We start from the raw sequence: 18,091 nt of genomic DNA on the forward strand, positions 1-18,091 counted from the left end.
GATGCAATCCGGGACCATGCGCCACTTTCCCCGGATTGCATCCGGGCTACGAAACCACCCACAACGCTTCGCGGCTAAAGCGGAATGCCGCCCAGCCGCTCCTACAGGTACCAGGCAAACTCAGCTGGCGGTGGCCAGCAACGCCCGCACCTTGGCCGCCGAAAGGCTCTGCAACTGGCAGAGAAAGGCATGATCGGCCTGGTGCCGGCCGTGGCGTTCGCGCAGCAGGCCGAACAGATGCAGGGTCAGGTTCGCCGCCATTTCGGCATCGGCCAGGGCGCGGTGAGCGCGGCCGGTATCCGGCAGGCCGGCCCAGGTGTTGAGGTTGCCCAGCTTGTGGCTCGGCGCCTCCGGCAGCAGGCGCCGCGACAGCAGCAACGAACAGGCGAACGGCTGCAAGCGACGCCGGCGCACGCGCCCCAGTTCGGCGTCCCAGAACTTCTGGTCGAAAGAGGCGTTATGCGCCAGCAGCGGGCGCTCGCCGATGAAGTCGGCCACCTCGTTCATCACCTGCTCAGACGGCGGCGCCTTGCGCAGCATGGCGTTGCTGATGCCGGTTAGTTGCTCGATGAACGGCGGCACCCAGGCGCCACTGTTCATCAGGCTCTGGTAACGGTCGACGATGCGCCCGTCCTCGATGATCGCCACGCCGATCTCGGTGGCGCGCGCCTGGGTCGGCGACACGCCGGTGGTTTCAAAGTCGATTACTGCGATGGATTCCACGTAAGTCTCAATGATTGCGGAGCAAAAGATCACCCTCGATGGGCACATACAGGCTGGCGGCGCGGATCAGCGACTGCGCCGTCAGCCCCGGCGCGCCGAAGGCGATGGTTTCCACACCACGGCTGCGCACGCGTTCGAGCAACAGGTCGAAGTCGCCATCGCCCGAGGCCAGGACGATCTCGTCGACGCGCTCGACCGCGTCGAGCACATCAATGGTGATGCCCACGTCCCAGTCGCCCTTGGCCGAGCCGTCGGCGCGCTGGATATAGGGTTTGAGCTTCACGGTGAAACCCAGCTTGCGCAGGATCTGCTGGAACTGCTGCTGCTTGGCGTCACCACGGTCGATGGCGTAGGCGTAGGCCTCGACGATCACGCCACGGCGACTGACCTCGGCCCACAGCACGCTGTAGTCGAAATGGCAGCCATGCACCTGGCGCACCGTGTAGTAGAGGTTCTGCACATCGGCGAATACGGCGATCTTCTTCACCGGGAGTCCTCGGGGGTGACGAAGGCGCCAGTATGCCAGAGCCGGCGGCATCCTGCGTCCAGGGCTGGCCGGGGCGCGACGCAGCCCCTATCCTTGCCGCTATGACGCCTCTAGAACGCCTCTGCCAGCGCAACCTCGACCTGCTCCAGCGCCTGCAAATCAGCCATCGCCTGGTCGAGCACGAACCCGTGCTGGACTACCCCACCGCCCACGCCGTGCGCCAGCGTTTCGGCCTGTGCGGTGTGGAGAGCAAGAGCCTGTTCCTGCGCGTCGATGCGCAGCGCTACGCGATGCTGGTCACCCTTGAGGGCGCTCGTGCCGACTGGACCAAACTAAAAGCGCTGCTCGGCAAGCGTCCGCGCATCGCCAGCGACGAAGAACTGAGCGAGCACACCGGCTGCGTGCCGATGTGCGCCTGCCCGTTCGGCCATGACGCCGCCATCACTCTGCTGATCGACCGCGCAGTGCTGGCCTGCGACTTTCTGCTGTATTCACCCGGCCCGCCGCAGTTGACTCTGGAAGTGCCCGGCCCCGAACTGCCGCGCCTGCTCGCCGCACTGCCCAATGCGCAGCTGGAATACCCTTGAACCTATCCCGGCAACCCGCCACAGTGCGGGCGCCCTGACATTTGGTAACCCGTCGATGAGCCCACTTTCCGTTTTGCGCGACGCCTGGTTCTTCTCCAGCCACAACCTCGCCGCCATCGCCCGCCTGACCCTGCCGCTGTTGCTGCTCGAAGCCATCGCCCAGACGCTCCTCGCCGCCCAGCTTGGCGAAGGCGCCAACCCGGCCTATGGCGTGCTGCTCGGCATTCTCTTCTACCCGCTGTACGCTGCGCCGCTGATTCTCTTCCTGCATGCCCGCAGCATCGGGCAGACGCCCGGCAGCGCGCAGCTGTTCGCGGCCGGTCTGCAGCTGTGGCCGACCTTCGCCCTGATGACCGGCCTGAGCACCCTGGCGATCATGCTCGGCCTGTCGTTGTTCATCGTGCCGGGCATCTGGATCATGATGCGCCTGGCCTTCTCCGAACTGATCCTGGTGCTGCGCCAGGAGCCGCCAATGCGCGCCCTGCAGGCCAGCTTCGCGCTGACCGAGGGGCGCTTCTGGCCGGTGTTCGCCTGCCTGGCCAATGTGCTGGTGCCGCTATGGCTGCTCGACTGGTGGACGCAGCCGAATCACAGCGACACCCTGCTGTGGGTGCTGCATCAGACCGGCAACGGTTTCCTCCAGCTGTTCGCCATCGTCGTGCTATTCCGCCTGTTCATGCTGCTCGAACCGCAGCAGGCGGCAGATGGCGAGAACAGCGACTAGGCTTGCCAGTCCACCCTTCTGGAGCGCTTGCCATGAGCGACAGCAACCCGAGCATCCTGTCCCACGTATCCATCGGCACCAACGACTTCGAGGCAGCCAGCGCCTTCTACGCCAAGGTGCTGGCCACTCTTGGTTGCAAGGAAATCATGCGCCATCCCGGCGCAGTGGCCTTCGGCCGCGAATTTCCCGAGTTCTGGGTGCAGACGCCGATCAATGGCCAACCGGCCACGCTCGGCAACGGCAGTCACTTCGGTTTCGTCGCCCCGGACAAGGATTCGGTGCACGCCTTTCACCAGGCCGCACTGGAAGCCGGAGCACGCGACGAAGGCCAGCCGGGGCCGCGCCCCGAATACGGCGAGCCCTACTACGGCTGCTTCGTCAGGGATCTCGACGGCCACAAGATCGAGGCGGCGTACTGGGACATGGCGCTGATCTACGAGCTGTACGTGGAGCCGAAAGAACACGGCTGAAATGCCGTTAGTGGCCCGCCAACACGGGCTGGTAGCGCAGCGCGGCATTGGCGATCCAGCCTTCGCGCAGCAGGCTCTCAAGCGCCGCGGCCAGCTCCGGCATGCGCTCCAGGCGCTTGCGCGAGAAGCCGATGTAAAGCTCGGTGCGCGCCCCGGGCTGGAAGGCGGCCTTGACGATGCGCCCGGCCAGCCCGGGATCGAGCAGCGAATAGTCGACCTGACAATCGGTACCGACCAGGGCGTCGATGCGACCACGCACCAGCATCTCCAGAAGCTGATGCTCGTTGCTGACGCCAACCTTGTGCAGCGCCTGATCAGCATCGAACGGCTGGAAATAAGCCGACTCCAGCACATAGCCGATACGCAGCCCGCGCAGCGAGGCATAGTCATTCAAGCGCGTCGCCAGCGCTGGATTGGCGTAAAAGCGCGGCGAGCAGGTGTAGTACGGCGTATCCAGGTAGCGAATGTAGCGTTCGCGTTCCGGCGTCCTGGCCAGGCCGGTCATCAGGTCGGCAGTCCCCTGCTCCAGCGCCGCCAGCCCGCGCGCCCAAGGCGCCCGCTGTACCTCGAACTGCATCCCGGTGCGCCGCGACAACTCATCGAGCAGATCGATATCCAGCCCGTGCAGACGGCCATCCTCCCGGTCCATGCGAAACGGCGGCCACAGGTCGGTCATGACCCGCAACGGCTGCACTTGCTCGGCCCGGCATAACGGCGCCAGCACCAGCAGAAGCAGCAGCCAGATACGCATCAGACGCGCCCTTGATTCGGCGGTTTGAGCCCGGAAAGCCGCGGCAGCAGCACGCGCTCGAACAATCTCGGGAAAAAGCGCGCCAGCACCCGCGCACGCCAGTCGACATTCGACAGCACCAGCAGCCGTCGACGTTTGAGCGCGCCGTGGTAGATGGCCTCGGCGACGTCCTGTGGCGAGGCGACCTTGCCCATCGCCAGCGTCGCCTGTGCGGCCACCGAGCCATCGCCGACCAGAGCGTTCTTGCGCAGGTCGGTGGCGGTGAAGCCAGGGCACACCAGCATCACGTTCACACCCGAGCCCTTGAGCTCGTAGCGCAGCGTTTCGAACAGGCCATGCAGCGCGTGTTTGCTGGCGTTGTAGGCGCTGCGGTAGAGCAAGGGCGCGATACCCGACAGCGAACTGAGCACGATGATCTGCCCGCGCCGGGCGATAAGACTGGGGAGCGCCGCCTGAGTGCAGTGCAGCGCACCGAAATAGTTGACCGCCATGACCCGCTGGAAGACCTCCAGGCTGGTCTCGGCGAACGTGCTGCGGTGGGTGATGCCGGCATTGTTGATCAACACGTCGATCCCGCCGAAACGCTCAACCGCTAAAGCCACGGCGCGCTGCACCGCCTCGGCATCGGCGACGTCACAGAGCAGGCCCAGGGCCTCGGCGTTGTGGTGATCGGCCAGGTGCTGCACCAGGCTATCCAGCGCTGCCTGCTGCAGATCGAGAATCACCAGCCGTGCCCCGGCCTGCGCCAGACGCATGGCCAGCGCCCGACCGATACCGGCGCAACCGCCAGTAATCAGCACCACCTTGCGGTCGAATACCTTGTTGGCAAATACCTTGCGATACATGGGTGACTCCCGGAGGCCCAGTGTCAGCGACAAGCTCGAACCATAGCCTCAACGCTGTTCACTTAGGGCTGCACACGTTTTTGCTCCCCTCTCCTATTTGTGGGAGCGGGGCTGGGGAGAGGGCCGAAAACACCGCAAACCGCCGGTTTCCCTCTGCCTGCCCCTCGCCCAAAAGGGGCGAAGGAACTGATCGTGCTTGACCGTTTCCTGAGTGAACAGCATTGGGAACCATCGCCCGGCCTGTCAAACCTTTCGGCATGGTACTGCAGGCGCATGACAGGGCGAAGCGGCCAGTGAAATGCGCAGTTCACAGCTTGGGACGAAGTTGCGCACTGGGTTATGCTCGCCTGCTTCCAGCATAGTCGCTCGCTTCGCCATGTCTTTGCACCGCCCGCTTCGCCTGCTGCTGTTCATTGCCCTGCCGTTACTCATTCTACTGATCGCCCTGGTCTACAGCCTGACCTGGCGCCCGCTGCCACGTGAGAACGCGCCCGTGATCTGCCATGGTCAGGTGCCCCAGCTGCAACCGGGCCAGGCGCTCAAGGTGATGACCTGGAACGTGCAGTACATGGCCGGCAAGCGCTACGTGTTCTGGTACGACCTGCCTGGCGGCGATGGCCCGGACGAGCGCCCGAGCAGCGAGGACCTGGCGCTGACGCTCGATGAAGTGGTGCGCGTGCTGCGCGATGAGCAGCCGGACGTGGTGCTGTTGCAGGAGCTGCATGACAACGCCAAGGCCAGCGACCATCAGGACCAGCTGGCCCTGCTGCAGGCGCGCCTGGGCGACCTCTATCCATGCAGCGCCCAGGCGTTGTACTGGAAGGCTGCCTTCGTACCGCACCCGCGCATTCTCGGCAGCGTCGGCATGAAGCTGGGCACCCTCAGCCGCTTCCAGATCACCCGCGCCGAACGCCTGCAACTGCCCATGCTCGAGGCCGATCTGCTGAGCGGCCAGTTCCAGCTCAAGCGCGCCCTGCTGGTCAGCTACCTGCCCATTCGCGGCGGCGAAGAACTGGTGGCGATCAACACCCATTTCGATGCCTTCGCCCAGGGCCAGAACACCATGCAACGCCAGGTGCAGATGACCGACGACCTGCTCCAGCAACTGCAAGGTGCAGGTAAGACCTGGGTACTGGGCGGCGACCTCAACCTGCTGCCACCCGGTCAGTTCCAGCGCCTGCCGGAGGATCAGCGCAGCTGGTACGCCGCCGACAGCGAACTGCAGGACCTGGCCCGCCGCTACCCGATGATCCCCAGCCTGCAACAGGCCAGCGGCGCGGAGCAGGCGCAGTGGTACACGCACTTCCCCAACGACCCGGCCGCCCGCGGCCCCGACCGCACCCTCGACTACCTGTTCCATAGCCCGCGCCTGACCCCGCTCGCCAGCCTGGTTCGCCAGCACGATACCCTGACGATCTCCGACCACCTGCCGGTAATCGGCCGCTTCTTTCTGCCCAGTCAGCACTAGACCGGGCTGGACAAGCCAGCCCGGTCTTGTCCATCCTCAGCGGGCACCATCGAATGAAAAGACGGCGAAGAGCCGCGAGCCAAATGCCAAGACGCTTCTGCCTGATGTTCATCGCCCTGTTCTGGCTGTCGGCTGCCCACGCTGCCGAGACCAGGCAGCGCATTCATGTGGGTTACTACGAGTTTCCGCCCTACTCCTATACCGACGCCCAGGGCCAACCAAGCGGCTCGGGGCTGGAGCTCACCGCGCGCCTGCTCGATGCGGCGGGCTATGAGGCCGACTTTCGCTCCTACCCCGGCGCCCGCCTTTACAGTGGCCTGCTCGACGGCAGTATCCAGCTCTGGGCCGGCGCATCAGGCAAGCCGGAACTGGCCGAGCACACCTTCGAGGGCAGGCATCTGCTGGGAGAGATCACTCTCAACCTGTACTTTCGCCAGGATACGCCGGCGCCAATCATTCCGGACGAGTTGCACGACCGTGGGGTGATCCTGATCACCGGCTACAGCTACTGGCAGGACGTCAATCAATGGCTGGAAGATCCAGCGCGCAACATCATCCATCACCGTACCCGCAGCCATACCTCGGCTCTGGAAATGCTCCTGCGTCGACGCGCCGACTACCTGCTGGACTATCGCGCCCCCATCGAGCAGGCCATGCGAGAGCTGGGCATGGGCGACCTGCCGTTCGTCGAAGTGCAACGCCTGCCGCTGAGGATGATCTACTCGCGCCGTGCGCCGGGTGCCGAGCGCCTGCGCGACGACCTGGATCGGGCCTACCAGCAGTTGCAGGATGCCGGCGAGGATCTGTGGCTGTATTGATCCCTCACTCACCACGCAACCTGGCCAGCGCTCGCTCCAGGCTGGCGTGCGACAGCTCGCCCAGATGGCTGCCGATCTGCCGCCCCTCGGCGTCGTAGAACAGCGTGGTGGGCAGTGCGCGCGAACCCACCAGTTGCCCCAATTTGACCTGCTCGTCGAGCAGCAGGTGGTCCAGGCTCAGTTGCTGGGCGGCAAGGAACTCGCTTACCAGCACGGCGCTTTCCCCCTGGTTGACGAACAGGAAGGTGATCGCGGACTCGCGCTGCTGCGCCTGCATCAACACCGGCATCTCGCGCCGACATGGCGGGCACCAGGTGGCCCATAGATTGACCACCAACGGCTGCCCGGCGTAATCGCGCAGGTTCACCGGATTGCCCTGCAAGTCCCACACTTGAAGATCAGGCAGCCGCGTGCCCTGCTCCAACGCGTGCAGCATCAGGTTGCCAACGAGCCATAGCGCCAGACCTACGCCCATCGCCACCCCCAGCGGGCGCCGCAAATGCATCTGACGCCAGCAGTACCAGGCGCCCAGCGTCAGGCCGGCGAGCACACCCGGCCAGGCGATGAAACCGCCATCGCGAATATCCACCACCCGCCACGGCGCATCGCGGTAGAACTCGGCATACACCAGCACGAAGGCCAGCCGCGCCACCAGCAACCCGACCAGCAGCGAGCGAAACAGCTGGCGCTCGGGGTTGCAACCTTGACGGCGACCGGTCAGCCAGCCGACCAGCGTCGCCACCAGCAGGCTGCCGAACAGCAGCACATGGGTGACACCCAGGGCCAGCGGCCCGACATTCAGGGTCAGCATCGGCTTCTCACTTCCTCGGTTTGGCCCGCGCAGTGGGCTCGGCGATCAACGGGTCATCAGGCCAGTAGTGCTTGGGATAACGACCCTTCAGATCCTTCTTCACATCGATATAGGTATTGGCCCAGAAGCTGGCCAGATCCTGGGTTACCTGCACGGGCCGACGCGCCGGCGACAACAGGTGCAGCTTGAGGCCGAGGCGACCGCCAGCGATGCGCGGCGTGGCGGCCAGGCCGAACAGCTCCTGTAGGCGCACGGCGAGCACCGGCGGGTTTTCCGTGTAGTCGATGGCGATGCGCGAGCCGGACGGAACGCCCAGCGCTCGCGGCGCCAGCTCGTCAAGGCGTTGCGGCAACGGCCAGGGCAGCAGCGTTTGCAGGATCGATGGCAGGTCGAGATTGGCGAAGTGGCTAAGGCGGTTGACCTTGCCTAGGAACGGCGTCAGCCAATGCTCGAGGCTGGCCAGCAGCGCAGCATCGGACAGATCCGGCCATTCGCTCTGTCCCTGTTGCTGCAAATCGAGCTCGCGCAGCAGCGCAACGCGCGCCTGCCACTGGCGCAGCTCCGGCGTCCAGGGCAGCAGTTCCAGACCCTTGCGCCGCACCAGGCCAACCAGGGCGCGGCTGCGCGTGTCCTCGTCCAGTGTGGCCAGTGCCTGACGCTCCAGCACCAGTTCGCCCACCTTGCGCTGACGCTCGGCGCGCAGCGCGCCTTCGCGCTCGTCCCAGTCGAGCACCTCCAGCGTCTGTACCTGCTCGGCCAGTTCATGCTCGAACAGCGCCGGATCAAGATCGGCCGCCAGATAGATACGCTCCTCGCGCTGGCCCTGGCGACTGCCCAGGTCTGCTACTACCAGCCATTCGTGCTTCATCAGCGCATCGGCTTCAGCGAACTGCGCGGCGCGACCGTTGGCCAGGCGGTAGTCGGCGCCACCGGCGCGGCGCTGCTGGGCGATGCGGTCGGGGTAGGCGAAAGCCAGCAGACAGCCGAGCCAGCGCGGGTGCTCGGGGTCGCTCACGGTCTGGCTTGCCGGCCGGCCCCGGAGCAGTCCCTGAAATTGCTTGGCCAACTGCCGCGCGCGCTGCACGCCGCCTTGAGCGCCGCGCGTGCCGCGGGTTTCGCCGCTGAGCAGGGCCAGGCGACTATGCAGATCGGCACCACCGCCGCGCAAGATATCGCGCTCCGACAACAGCGCCGCCAGATCGCAAGCCAGCGAGCCCAGGCCCAGCGCCTGGCCACGCAGCAGCAGATGAGCGATGCGCGGATGGCTGGGCAGCTCGGCCATGGCCTGGCCATGAGCGTTGAGCGCGCCACGCTCGTCCAGCGCGCCGAGGCGGCCGAGCAAGTCCAGCGCCTGGGCATAAGCAGCCGGCGGCGGCACGTCGAGCCAGCTCAGCTCCTGCGGCGTGACGCCCCAACGCAGCAGTTGCACGGCCAACCCGGACAGATCGGCCGCAAGGATTTCCGCGCCGGAATAGGCGCTGAGTTGTTCGTGCTGCGCCTGCGACCACAAGCGATAGCAGGCTCCTGGCTCAAGGCGGCCGGCGCGGCCGGCACGCTGGGTGGCCGAAGCGCGGGAAATGCGCTGGGTATCTAGGCGGGTCATGCCGCTGGCCGGGTCGAAACGCGGCACCCGCGCCAGGCCGGCATCGACCACCACACGCACGCCGTCGATGGTCAGGCTGGTCTCGGCAATGTTGGTAGCCAGCACCACCTTGCGCTTGCCCGCCGGCGCCGGTTCGATGGCCGCACGTTGCGCGGACAGTTCCAGCTCGCCATGTAGCGGGCAGAGCAGGATATCGTCGCGATCGGCCAGCGCCTCGCCCAGTTGCTCGGCCACACGGCGGATCTCGGCCTGGCCCGGCAGGAACACCAGCAGGCTGCCGGGCTCATCGGCCAGCGCCTGCTGTACCGTCTGCAATACGCGCGGCTCGACCCACTCGCCCGGCTGAAACGGCGCGCCCCAGCGGATATCCACCGGGAACATGCGCCCCGCGCTGCGCAGCACCGGCGCCTCGCCCAGCAGCGCGGACAGGCGCTCGCCTTCGAGGGTCGCCGACATCAGCAGCACCTTGAGCGGCGCCTCGCCGCTATCCTCGGCACGGAACATGGCGCGGCCATTGAGCGTCAGCGCCAGGGCCAGATCGGCATCGAGACTGCGCTCGTGGAATTCGTCGAAGATCACCAGGCCAACGCCGTCCAGCACCGGATCATCCTGCAGACGGCGCGCGAGGATGCCCTCGGTGACCACCTCGATTCGGGTGTTCGGTCCCACCTTGCTATCCAAACGGATGCGATAGCCGACCGTCTCGCCGACGCGCTCGCCCAGCTCGCTGGCCAGGCGCTCGGCGGCCGCGCGGGCGGCCAGCCGGCGCGGTTCGAGCATGAGGATCTTCTGCCCGCGCAACCAGGGCGCGTCGAGCAACGCCAGCGGCACGCGAGTGGTCTTGCCCGCACCGGGCGGCGCCTCCAGCACGGCTTCGTGGCGGGCGCTCAGGGCATCGCGCAGGGCGGGTAACAGGGCGTCGATCGGCAGGTCGTTCATGGTATCTCCACAACAGGCCGGCGATTATAACGGCGAACTGCCAGACGCCCCGCGAGTCATAAACAGCGCACAGCAGTTTTACAATCAACGCCTTGCTATAGTTGCGCCACTTTTTTCTGGAGGTGCTCATGCGCACGAAATCCCGCGTTATTGCCGGCCTTGTCGCCGCTACCCTGTTCGCTCAACTGACCGCCTGCGGTTCGATTTTCTACCCGGATCGCCGGGGCCAGATCGAAGGCCGGATCGACCCTGTGATTGCCGGGGCCAACGCCATCGGCCTGCTGTTCTACGTGATTCCCGGCCTGATTGCCTTCGCCGTGGATTTCGCCACCGGCGCCATCTACCTGCCCGATGGCCAGACCGCTCAGGTCGACCCGCAACAGCTCAAGCAACTGATCGGCGCAGACGGCAAGGTCGACCAGTACGCGCTCAAGACGCTGATCGAGACCAGCACCGGCCATCAGCTGCCGCTGGACGATCCGCGCCTGATCCAGCACAGCGGCAACGCCGAGCAACTGGCTGCCTACGGTCTGCGCCCGGCTGCCTGACCCATGCACGACCCGCAGCACGCCAGGCTGATGCGCCTGGCCACCCGGGCAGCGCTGACCGTGGCGCTGACCCTGGTGCTGGCCAAGGCGCTTGCCTGGTGGTTGAGCGGCTCGGTCAGCTTGCTGGCCGGCCTCACCGATTCGCTGCTCGATAGCGCGGCCTCGCTGATCAACCTGATCGCCGTGCACTTCGCCCTGCGCCCGGCCGACGAAGATCACCGCTACGGCCATGGCAAGGCCGAAGCGCTGGCAGGTTTGGGGCAGGCGCTGTTCATCGGTGTCAGCGCCATCCTCATCGGCCTGCAGGGCGTCGAGCGCCTGCAATCGCCGCAGCCGCTGGCTGCCGAAGGTGTCGGCATTGCCGTGATGCTGCTATCGCTGGCACTGACCGTGGCCCTGCTGCTGTTCCAGCACAAGGTGGTGCGTGAAACCGGCTCTACTGCCATCCACGCCGATTCGCTGCACTACCGCTCCGATATCCTGCTCAACGCCAGCATCCTCGCCGCCCTGCTGCTGACCCGCCTCGGCTGGCAGCAGATGGACGCGATCTTCGCCATCGGCATCGCCTTCTACATCTTCTGGAGCGCCATCAGCATCGTCCGTGGCGCGATTGCCGTACTGATGGACGAGGAACTGCCCGCCGACGTCAGCACGCAGATGCACGAGCTGGCGTGCGCCGTCCCTGGCGTGCTCGGCGCACACGATCTGCGCACGCGGGTTTCCGGCACACGCTGGTTCGTCCAGCTGCACCTGGAGCTGCCGGGCGAAATGAGTCTGTCGCAAGCTCATGAGCATTGCGAAGCGGTGGAAAAGGCCATCCACGAACGCTACCCCCGCGCCGAAGTGCTGGTGCATGCCGACCCGCAGGAAGTGGTCAGGCACTGACCAGGGTCGCCTGCTACCCCACTACAGCGGGCAATAAAAAAGGGGCCTCGCGGCCCCCTCGGGAAATCTGTCCGGTGCTGGCGATGTTGTCGCCGCTTTCATCGCCTGCCTGGTTGGGCAGTGCGGACCCGGGTGCCGGTACGATCCGGTAGGACCGTCGGCGCCGGCTCACCTGGTTGGGCGAGGCCGGTAGGACTTCTCGTCCGGGCCGTGAAACTGAGGTAAAGCTTACGCCTGCCGCACCGAAATAAGATTGCGAAGATTGCTTATCAGCCAGCCCATTGCGCAATTAATGACTAAAGGAGCACTATTTAGCGCAATGCAATAACAGGCTGATGAAAAAATGGACAAACTCGATCGCTACGACCTGAACATCCTCGCCGAATTGCAGCGCAACGCGGCGTTGTCCAACCAGGAGCTGGCCGAGCGCATCGGCCTGTCGCCCTCGCCCTGCTCGCGCCGGGTCAAGCAGCTGGAAGACGACGGCTACATCACTGGCCAGGTCGCCCTGCTCGACCGCAAGAAGCTCGGTCTTAGCCTGACCGCCTATGTGCTGATCGGTATGGACCGACATACGCCGGAGCGCTTCGAGCATTTCCAAGACGAGATACGCAAGTGCCCCGAGGTGCTCGAGTGCTGCCTGGTCACCGGGATGGACGCCGACTACCAGCTCAAGGTGGTGGTGCCGGACATGGATCATTACCAGAAGCTGCTACTGGGCACCCTGACTCGAATCGACGGTGTCTCCAGCGTGCGTTCGAGCTTCGTGCTGCAACAGATTCTCTCCAGCACGCAGCTGCCGTTGCAGCACCTGCGCGACTGAAAGTCGCAGGGTCAAACGGATCATGCCGCGGTCCAAGCCTGGGCGCGTATAATTCTCGCCCTGCGTTTTCCGTCCGAATCACGAGGCACCATGGAAACCGAACAATTCGAAGCGCTGATGATGTACGTCCTGGTGGGCGGCCTGATGCTGTTCATGTTCTTCATCATCTGGGACCTGGCGAAGAAGTCCAAGGCCGGCCGCCTGGGTACTGCCATCCTGTTCCTCGGCCTGGGCCTGTGCCTGTTCGCCTTCCTGGCCAAGCCGATCATCACCTACATCATCGAGACCACGCGCGGCATTCACGGTTGAGCGGTCGCAGTATCGCCAAGCCCGCGCGACACGTCTGATCCTCTCCAGGCCGCCGCCTCGATGCGGCCGGCTGCCCATTCAAGGAGTTGCACATGAGCGCCGCCAATCTGGTGATGCAGAGCTATGGACGCTGCTGCGCCAGCCTCACCTTTTTCGATGATTTCTACCGACACTTTCTCGCCAGCTCGCCGCTGATCCGCGGGAAATTCGTCAACACCGACATGACCGCGCAGAAGCAACTGCTGCGCCAGGGCATCATGAACCTGGTGATGCACGCGCGCGGCATGCCCGATACCAAGCTGCGCGCCCTAGGCGAATCGCACTCGCGCCAGCACCTGGACATTTCCCCCGAACTCTACGACCTGTGGCTCGACGCGCTGCTGCTGACCATCAGCGACCACGACAAGGAGTGCGACGCGGACGTGCGCCAGGCCTGGCGCGAAGTGCTGAACAAAGGTATTGCCGTGATCAAGGCCGGTTATTGATTCAGGTCATCTCGCCAGGGCCCGGCCCTGCGACAAAACGCCCGGCAGAGTCGTCATTCCCGCCAAGGCGGGAACGCAGAACTGGGCTCCCGCCTTGGCGGGAGTGACGGCAAATGGATTCTTCAGTGTTTCCCCAAGCGACCGCGCGCCGCTACGGCAGTTGTGCCGGGATCTCACGCCACTGGCCGGGTTGCAGGCCATCCAATGTCCAAGGGCCAATGGCCACACGCACCAGACGCAAAGTGGGCAGGCCAACCGCGGCGGTCATGCGCCGCACCTGGCGGTTGCGCCCCTCGCGGATCACCAGTTCCAGCCAGGCGGTCGGCACGCTCTTGCGAAAGCGCACCGGCGGGTTGCGTTCCCACAGCTCGGGCTCGTCCAGGCGCCGCGCCTCGGCCGGCAGGGTCGGGCCATCATTGAGCGTGACGCCATCGCGCAGCTGCTGCAGCTGACCCTCACTCGGCTCGCCCTCCACCTGCACCCAGTAGGTCTTCGCCAGCCTGTGCTTGGGGTCGGCGATACGCGCCTGCAGGCGACCGTCGTTGGTCAGCAGCAACAGGCCTTCGCTGTCGCGATCCAGACGTCCGGCCGGGTAGACGCCCGGCACATCGACGAAATCCTTGAGGGTGGCGCGACCCTGCTCGTCGTTGAACTGGGTCAGCACGTCGAATGGCTTGTTCAGCAGCAGCAGGCGTGGCTGCGCAGGCGGTGCCTTGGCCACGCGGCGAGGTGCTGCAGGACGGCGATTGGCGGGAGGACGAGGGCGAGACATGCGAAGAGCTTCGGCGGAACTGGGCTGCGCAGTGTAACTCACGATAAGCGGCGCTGATGGTCCTTACACGCCCCACCAGACAGGCTAAGCTGCTGATTCACCCCAGCATCGAGGAGCCGTCCATGAGCAACAGCGCCGAACTCGCCACCTTCACCGGCTGGGCCGCCACCGCGCCCAAGGCGCCATTGGAGCGCCTGAGCTACGACCCAGGCCCGCTCGGCGCCGAAGAGGTGGAAGTGGCGGTGGAATATTGCGGCATCTGCCATTCCGACCAGTCGATGATCGACAACGAATGGGGCAATGCCCGCTACCCCTTCATCCCCGGCCACGAGGTGGTTGGCACCATCGTCCGCCTCGGCGAGCAGGCGCGCGGCCTCAAGCTTGGCCAGCGCGTCGGCATCGGCTGGTACAAGGGCAGTTGCATGCACTGCGGCTCGTGCATGGAGGGCTCGCACCAGCTGTGCCGCTCGGTCAAACCCACCATCGTCGGCAGTCACGGCGGCTTCGCCGACCGCCTGCGCTCGCACTGGGCCTGGGCCGTGCCGCTGCCCGATGGCCTCGACCCGGCGCTGGTCGGCCCGCTGTTCTGCGCTGGTTCCACGGTGTTCAGCCCACTGCTGGAATTCGACATCAAGCCCACCGACCGCGTCGGCGTGGTCGGCATCGGCGGCCTTGGCCACCTGGCGCTGCGTTTTCTCAATGCCTGGGGCTGCGAGGTGACCGCCTTCACCTCGTCGCTGAACAAGCAGGACGAAGCCAAGCGCCTGGGTGCGCACAAGGTGGTGGCCTCCACCGACAGCGCGGCGATGAAGGCGATTGCCGGCACGCTGGATTTTCTCCTGATCACCGCCAGTGCAGATCTCGACTGGATCGCCTTGCTCGCCACCCTGCGTGGCAAGGGCCGCCTGCACTTCGTCGGCATCGTGCCCAGCGCCATACCGGTGCACGTGTTCAACCTGATTCCGCAGCAGAAGAGCCTGTCCGGCTCGCCGGTGGGCTCGCCGAGCACCATGGCGACCATGCTGGAGTTCTGCGCGCGCCACCAGATTTTGCCGCAGGTCGAGCAATTCCCCATGAGCCAGGTGAACGCGGCCATCGACCATCTGCGCAGCGGCAAGGCGCGTTATCGCGTCGTGCTCGACGCCAGCAAATGACAGCACGGGCGCGGAGCTGGCATGCTCTGCGCCCCGTTTCATCCAAGATGCCCGCCGCCATGCCACTGATTCTCGATACCCCCACCGATGCCGAACTGCCCACCCTGGTGGAAATCTGGGAGGCCGCCGTGCGCGCCACCCACCACTTCCTGCCGGAGAGCGACCTGCAGGTGATCAAGCCGCTGCTTCGCGAGCAGTATTTCCCAGCCGTGCAACTGACCTGCGCACGCGATGAGTCGGGGCGAATCCTGGGTTTTCTCGGCACGGCCGAGGGCATGGTGGAAATGCTCTTCGTCGACCCGGCCTGCCACGGCCAGGGCGTGGGCAAGCGGCTGATGCAGCACGCCATCGACGCGCTGGGCGCCACGCGGGTCGACGTCAACGAGCAGAATCCGCAGGCCGTCGGTTTCTACCAGCACCTGGGTTTCGTGGTGACCGATCGCTCACGACTGGATGGCGGCGGAAGGCCCTTTCCGATCCTGCATATGACACTCAGCCGATAGGCCAGGCTGCGACTATCCCTTCCAGTGCACGCTTGAGTTCGACTCTGCTGGCTGCTGCAGCGAGGCTGATGCGTACCGCATGCCCCGGATTGGCCTCCACCGCGAACACCTCGGCCGGCACCACCTCCACGCCATGCTGCCGACAGGCCTCGGCCAGGCCGGCAGGCGGCGCGCCATCCAGCCACAGGTGCGGCGCCACCGCCCTGCCCTGTGGCATGCGCGGCCCGAGCACGCGCGCGGCCAGGCGCCAGCGCTGCTGCAGCTCCCCGATCTGCCAGGCCAGACGCCGTTCGGCAACGCCGCTTTCGACCCATTCGCAGGCCAGCGCCAGGCTCAGCGGCGTCACCGCCCAGCGGGTGGCCTGGGCCTCGGGGTCGATACGCTCGAGCAGCTCGGGGGCGCCGGCGATAAAGCCCAGGCGCAGTCCTGGCGCGACGCTCTTCGACAGGCTGCTGATCAGCAGGCAGCGCTCCGGCACCTGCACCGCCAGCGGCGCCGCGCTGCCGAGCACGCCGTAGACATCATCCTCGATGATCCACAGGCCGCGTCGGCGCGCCACCGTTGCGATGGCGGCGCGGCGCTCGGCATCCAGGTTGGCGCCGGTGGGGTTCTGCAAACAGGGCGTAAGCACCGCGACACGAGCGCCAGTTGCACGCGCCTGGCGGTCGAGGTCGTCGGGCAGGATGCCGTGCTCGTCCATCGCCACACCATGCAGCGGCAGGCGCAGCTGGCGCGCGGCGGCCTTGATCCCCGGCGCGGTGAAGCGCTCCACCAGAATCGGCTCGCCCGCCTCGCACAGTGCCAACAGGGCCGCTGACACACCCTGCTGGGCGCCGGCGCAGAGCAGCAGGCCGTTCGGCGCCAGTTCCAGGCCGCGGCGGCGCAGCCAGGTTACGCCGGCCAGGTGCGCGCGTTCGACCAGCGCCGCCGAGGGATAGGCCTGCAGCCCATCCAGCTCGCCGCGTGCAGCCAGCGAGGCGATGCTGACGGACAGGTCGCGGTTGTCCGGGTCGTGCACCGGCACGTTGGTCGACAGGTCGATCAACTCACCCTGCGCGGCCGGCTGCTTGAGACGGAACAGGCTCGCCTCGCGGCTGCCGGCGAGCACGTAGGTGCCACGCCCGACCTCGCCGGAAACCAGATGCCGACGCGCCGCCTCGCGGTAGGCGAGCATCACCGTGCTCGGGTTGATGCCCAGCGTCCAGGCCAGGCGCCGCTGCGGCGGCAGGCGTTCGCCGGGCTTGAGTTCACCGCGGCCGATGGCAGCGGCGATGGCCTCGACCAGAGCGAGGTAGGTGGGCAAAGCGCTGCTGGACAGGTCAGGGAACCACATTGTTTGCCATGCAATATAAAGATTTACCCATACAATGCGCCGCACTAGCATCGAGGTCAACGCCACTCGGAGTACCCGTCATGTTCGACCTCGCCCAACTGCGCCAGAGCGCCGCACTGGTTCACCGCCATATGGCGCCCACGCCGCAACTGAGCTGGCCATTGCTGGCGCAGCGCACCGGCTGCGAGGTCTGGGTCAAGCACGAGAATCACGCCCCGACTGCCGCCTTCAAGGTGCGCGGCGGGCTGGTCTATATCGACGCCCTGCTGCGCCGCGAGCCGAAGGTGCGCGGGCTGGTCACCGCCACCCGCGGCAACCATGGCCAGAGCCTGGCGCTGGCTGCGCGCCAGGCGGGCCTGACCATCCGCATCCTGGTGCCGCATGGCAACGCACGCGAGAAAAACGCGGCGATGCGTGCACTTGGCGCCGAAGTGATCGAGCATGGCCGCGACTTCGACGAAGCCCGCGCCGAAGCCGCGCGCCTGGCCGAACGTGATGGCCTGCACTGGGTGCCGTCACTGCACGAGGATCTGGTGCGCGGCATAGCCACCTATGCTCTGGAACTGCTGGAGGCGGTACCGAATCTGCGTCGGGTCTATGTGCCCATCGGCCTCGGTTCGGGCATCTGCGGCATGATCCGCACCCGCGATCTGCTCGGCCTCGACACCGAAATCGTCGGCGTGGTCGCCAGTGGCGCCGATGCCTACGCGCAGAGTTTCGAACAAGGCCGGCTGGTGCAGACCGAACGCGCCGAGACACTGGCCGACGGCATGGCCTGCCGCCAACCGCAGCAATTGGCATTGGACGTGATCAGCGCCGGCGCCGCACGCATCCTACGGGTCGACGACGAGGAAATTCGCACCGCCATCCGCGCCTATCACGAGGACACTCACAACCTCGCCGAAGGCGCCGGCGCCGCCGCCCTGGCCGCGTTGATGCAGGAGGGCGAACTCAATGCCGGCCAGCGCGTGGCGGTGGTGCTCAGCGGCGCCAATATCGACCGGCTGGCGCTGGCCGACCTGCTGCGTGACGAGGCGCCAGCCGCAGCCTGAC

General features: G+C 66.1%; 21 protein-coding genes. 13 read left to right on the forward strand and 8 right to left on the reverse strand.

What is annotated here, in order from left to right; genetic code table 11:
* Nucleotides 1–120 precede the first annotated feature (120 nt).
* Nucleotides 121–723 (reverse strand): PolC-type DNA polymerase III, encoded by a 603-nt coding sequence (locus P3C50_RS15815; RefSeq protein WP_275546743.1) that lies wholly within the window; start codon nt 721–723, stop codon nt 121–123.
* Between the two features lie 7 nt (nt 724–730).
* Entirely contained in the window at nt 731–1,210 is a 480-nt protein-coding gene (locus tag P3C50_RS15820; RefSeq protein ID WP_275546744.1) for an NYN domain-containing protein, read from the reverse strand.
* A 101-nt stretch (nt 1,211–1,311) separates the two neighbouring features.
* On the opposite strand from P3C50_RS15820, the gene P3C50_RS15825 reads away from it, so the two are divergent.
* The 3 genes from P3C50_RS15825 to P3C50_RS15835 are packed head-to-tail and all read left to right on the forward strand — an operon-like array spanning nt 1,312 to nt 2,991.
* Entirely contained in the window at nt 1,312–1,797 is a 486-nt protein-coding gene (locus tag P3C50_RS15825; protein WP_275546745.1) for a YbaK/EbsC family protein, read from the forward strand.
* 55 nt (nt 1,798–1,852) lie between these two features.
* Complete coding sequence (locus P3C50_RS15830; protein ID WP_275546746.1) at nt 1,853–2,521, forward strand: YciC family protein; 669 nt, start codon at nt 1,853–1,855, stop codon at nt 2,519–2,521.
* Between the two features lie 32 nt (nt 2,522–2,553).
* A complete protein-coding gene (locus P3C50_RS15835; RefSeq protein ID WP_275546747.1) occupies nt 2,554–2,991 on the forward strand; it encodes a VOC family protein in 438 nt (145 codons plus the stop codon).
* 7 nt (nt 2,992–2,998) lie between these two features.
* Here P3C50_RS15835 and P3C50_RS15840 read toward each other — a convergent pair whose 3' ends face one another.
* Both P3C50_RS15840 and P3C50_RS15845 read right to left on the reverse strand, forming a co-directional pair.
* Complete coding sequence (locus P3C50_RS15840; RefSeq protein ID WP_275546748.1) at nt 2,999–3,742, reverse strand: substrate-binding periplasmic protein; 744 nt, start codon at nt 3,740–3,742, stop codon at nt 2,999–3,001.
* Nucleotides 3,742–4,587, reverse strand: coding sequence for an SDR family oxidoreductase (locus tag P3C50_RS15845; RefSeq protein ID WP_275546749.1), 846 nt, complete (start codon nt 4,585–4,587; stop codon nt 3,742–3,744). The genes P3C50_RS15840 and P3C50_RS15845 overlap by 1 nt, the downstream gene beginning before the upstream one ends.
* 376 nt (nt 4,588–4,963) lie before the next feature.
* Here P3C50_RS15845 and P3C50_RS15850 point away from each other — a divergent pair, with 376 nt between their 5' ends.
* Together P3C50_RS15850 and P3C50_RS15855 are read left to right on the forward strand one after the other, a co-directional pair.
* Complete coding sequence (locus P3C50_RS15850; RefSeq protein WP_275546750.1) at nt 4,964–6,055, forward strand: endonuclease/exonuclease/phosphatase family protein; 1,092 nt, start codon at nt 4,964–4,966, stop codon at nt 6,053–6,055.
* Between the two features lie 83 nt (nt 6,056–6,138).
* Complete coding sequence (locus P3C50_RS15855; protein ID WP_275546751.1) at nt 6,139–6,873, forward strand: substrate-binding periplasmic protein; 735 nt, start codon at nt 6,139–6,141, stop codon at nt 6,871–6,873.
* 4 nt (nt 6,874–6,877) lie between these two features.
* On the opposite strand, the gene P3C50_RS15860 is transcribed toward P3C50_RS15855, so the two are convergent.
* Both P3C50_RS15860 and hrpB read right to left on the reverse strand, forming a co-directional pair.
* Nucleotides 6,878–7,684: a TlpA disulfide reductase family protein gene (locus P3C50_RS15860; RefSeq protein ID WP_275546752.1), complete on the reverse strand. Its 807-nt coding sequence runs from the start codon at nt 7,682–7,684 to the stop codon at nt 6,878–6,880.
* A gap of 7 nt (nt 7,685–7,691) precedes the next feature.
* A complete protein-coding gene (gene hrpB, locus P3C50_RS15865) occupies nt 7,692–10,226 on the reverse strand; it encodes an ATP-dependent helicase HrpB (protein ID WP_275546753.1) in 2,535 nt (844 codons plus the stop codon).
* A 128-nt stretch (nt 10,227–10,354) separates the two neighbouring features.
* Here hrpB and P3C50_RS15870 point away from each other — a divergent pair, with 128 nt between their 5' ends.
* From P3C50_RS15870 to P3C50_RS15890, 5 genes are all read left to right on the forward strand, one after another.
* Nucleotides 10,355–10,774, forward strand: coding sequence for a polyribonucleotide nucleotidyltransferase (locus P3C50_RS15870; protein WP_275546754.1), 420 nt, complete (start codon nt 10,355–10,357; stop codon nt 10,772–10,774).
* Nucleotides 10,775–10,777: 3 nt separating this feature from the next.
* Nucleotides 10,778–11,659, forward strand: a complete 882-nt coding sequence (locus P3C50_RS15875; RefSeq protein WP_275546755.1) for a cation diffusion facilitator family transporter — start codon at nt 10,778–10,780, stop codon at nt 11,657–11,659.
* A 343-nt stretch (nt 11,660–12,002) separates the two neighbouring features.
* On the forward strand, nt 12,003–12,482 hold the full coding sequence (locus P3C50_RS15880) for an Lrp/AsnC family transcriptional regulator (RefSeq protein WP_004424680.1): 480 nt from the start codon (nt 12,003–12,005) through the stop codon (nt 12,480–12,482).
* A 90-nt stretch (nt 12,483–12,572) separates the two neighbouring features.
* Nucleotides 12,573–12,791 carry a DUF2788 domain-containing protein gene (locus tag P3C50_RS15885; RefSeq protein WP_197855462.1) on the forward strand — a complete coding sequence of 73 codons (219 nt, stop codon included), beginning with the start codon at nt 12,573–12,575 and terminating at the stop codon, nt 12,789–12,791.
* 92 nt (nt 12,792–12,883) lie between these two features.
* Nucleotides 12,884–13,276, forward strand: coding sequence for a globin (locus tag P3C50_RS15890; RefSeq protein WP_197855463.1), 393 nt, complete (start codon nt 12,884–12,886; stop codon nt 13,274–13,276).
* 151 nt (nt 13,277–13,427) lie between these two features.
* On the opposite strand, the gene P3C50_RS15895 is transcribed toward P3C50_RS15890, so the two are convergent.
* Nucleotides 13,428–13,997, reverse strand: a complete 570-nt coding sequence (locus tag P3C50_RS15895; RefSeq protein WP_275546786.1) for a pseudouridine synthase — start codon at nt 13,995–13,997, stop codon at nt 13,428–13,430.
* 173 nt (nt 13,998–14,170) lie between these two features.
* Between P3C50_RS15895 and P3C50_RS15900 the strand changes: the two genes are divergently transcribed.
* A complete protein-coding gene (locus P3C50_RS15900; RefSeq protein ID WP_275546756.1) occupies nt 14,171–15,202 on the forward strand; it encodes an NADPH-dependent aldehyde reductase Ahr in 1,032 nt (343 codons plus the stop codon).
* A 59-nt stretch (nt 15,203–15,261) separates the two neighbouring features.
* Nucleotides 15,262–15,705 carry an acetyltransferase gene (locus P3C50_RS15905; RefSeq protein WP_275546757.1) on the forward strand — a complete coding sequence of 148 codons (444 nt, stop codon included), beginning with the start codon at nt 15,262–15,264 and terminating at the stop codon, nt 15,703–15,705.
* Here the strand turns inward: P3C50_RS15905 and P3C50_RS15910 are convergent.
* Nucleotides 15,695–17,038 (reverse strand): PLP-dependent aminotransferase family protein, encoded by a 1,344-nt coding sequence (locus P3C50_RS15910; protein ID WP_275546758.1) that lies wholly within the window; start codon nt 17,036–17,038, stop codon nt 15,695–15,697. The two genes, P3C50_RS15905 and P3C50_RS15910, sit on opposite strands and share 11 nt — an antisense overlap.
* Before the next feature lie 80 nt (nt 17,039–17,118).
* Here P3C50_RS15910 and P3C50_RS15915 point away from each other — a divergent pair, with 80 nt between their 5' ends.
* Entirely contained in the window at nt 17,119–18,090 is a 972-nt protein-coding gene (locus P3C50_RS15915; RefSeq protein WP_275546759.1) for a threonine dehydratase, read from the forward strand.
* The last annotated feature ends 1 nt before the right edge of the window (nt 18,091 follow it).

The organism is Pseudomonas sp. Marseille-Q0931, assembly GCF_940789645.1.
Lineage (GTDB): Bacteria > Pseudomonadota > Gammaproteobacteria > Pseudomonadales > Pseudomonadaceae > Aquipseudomonas.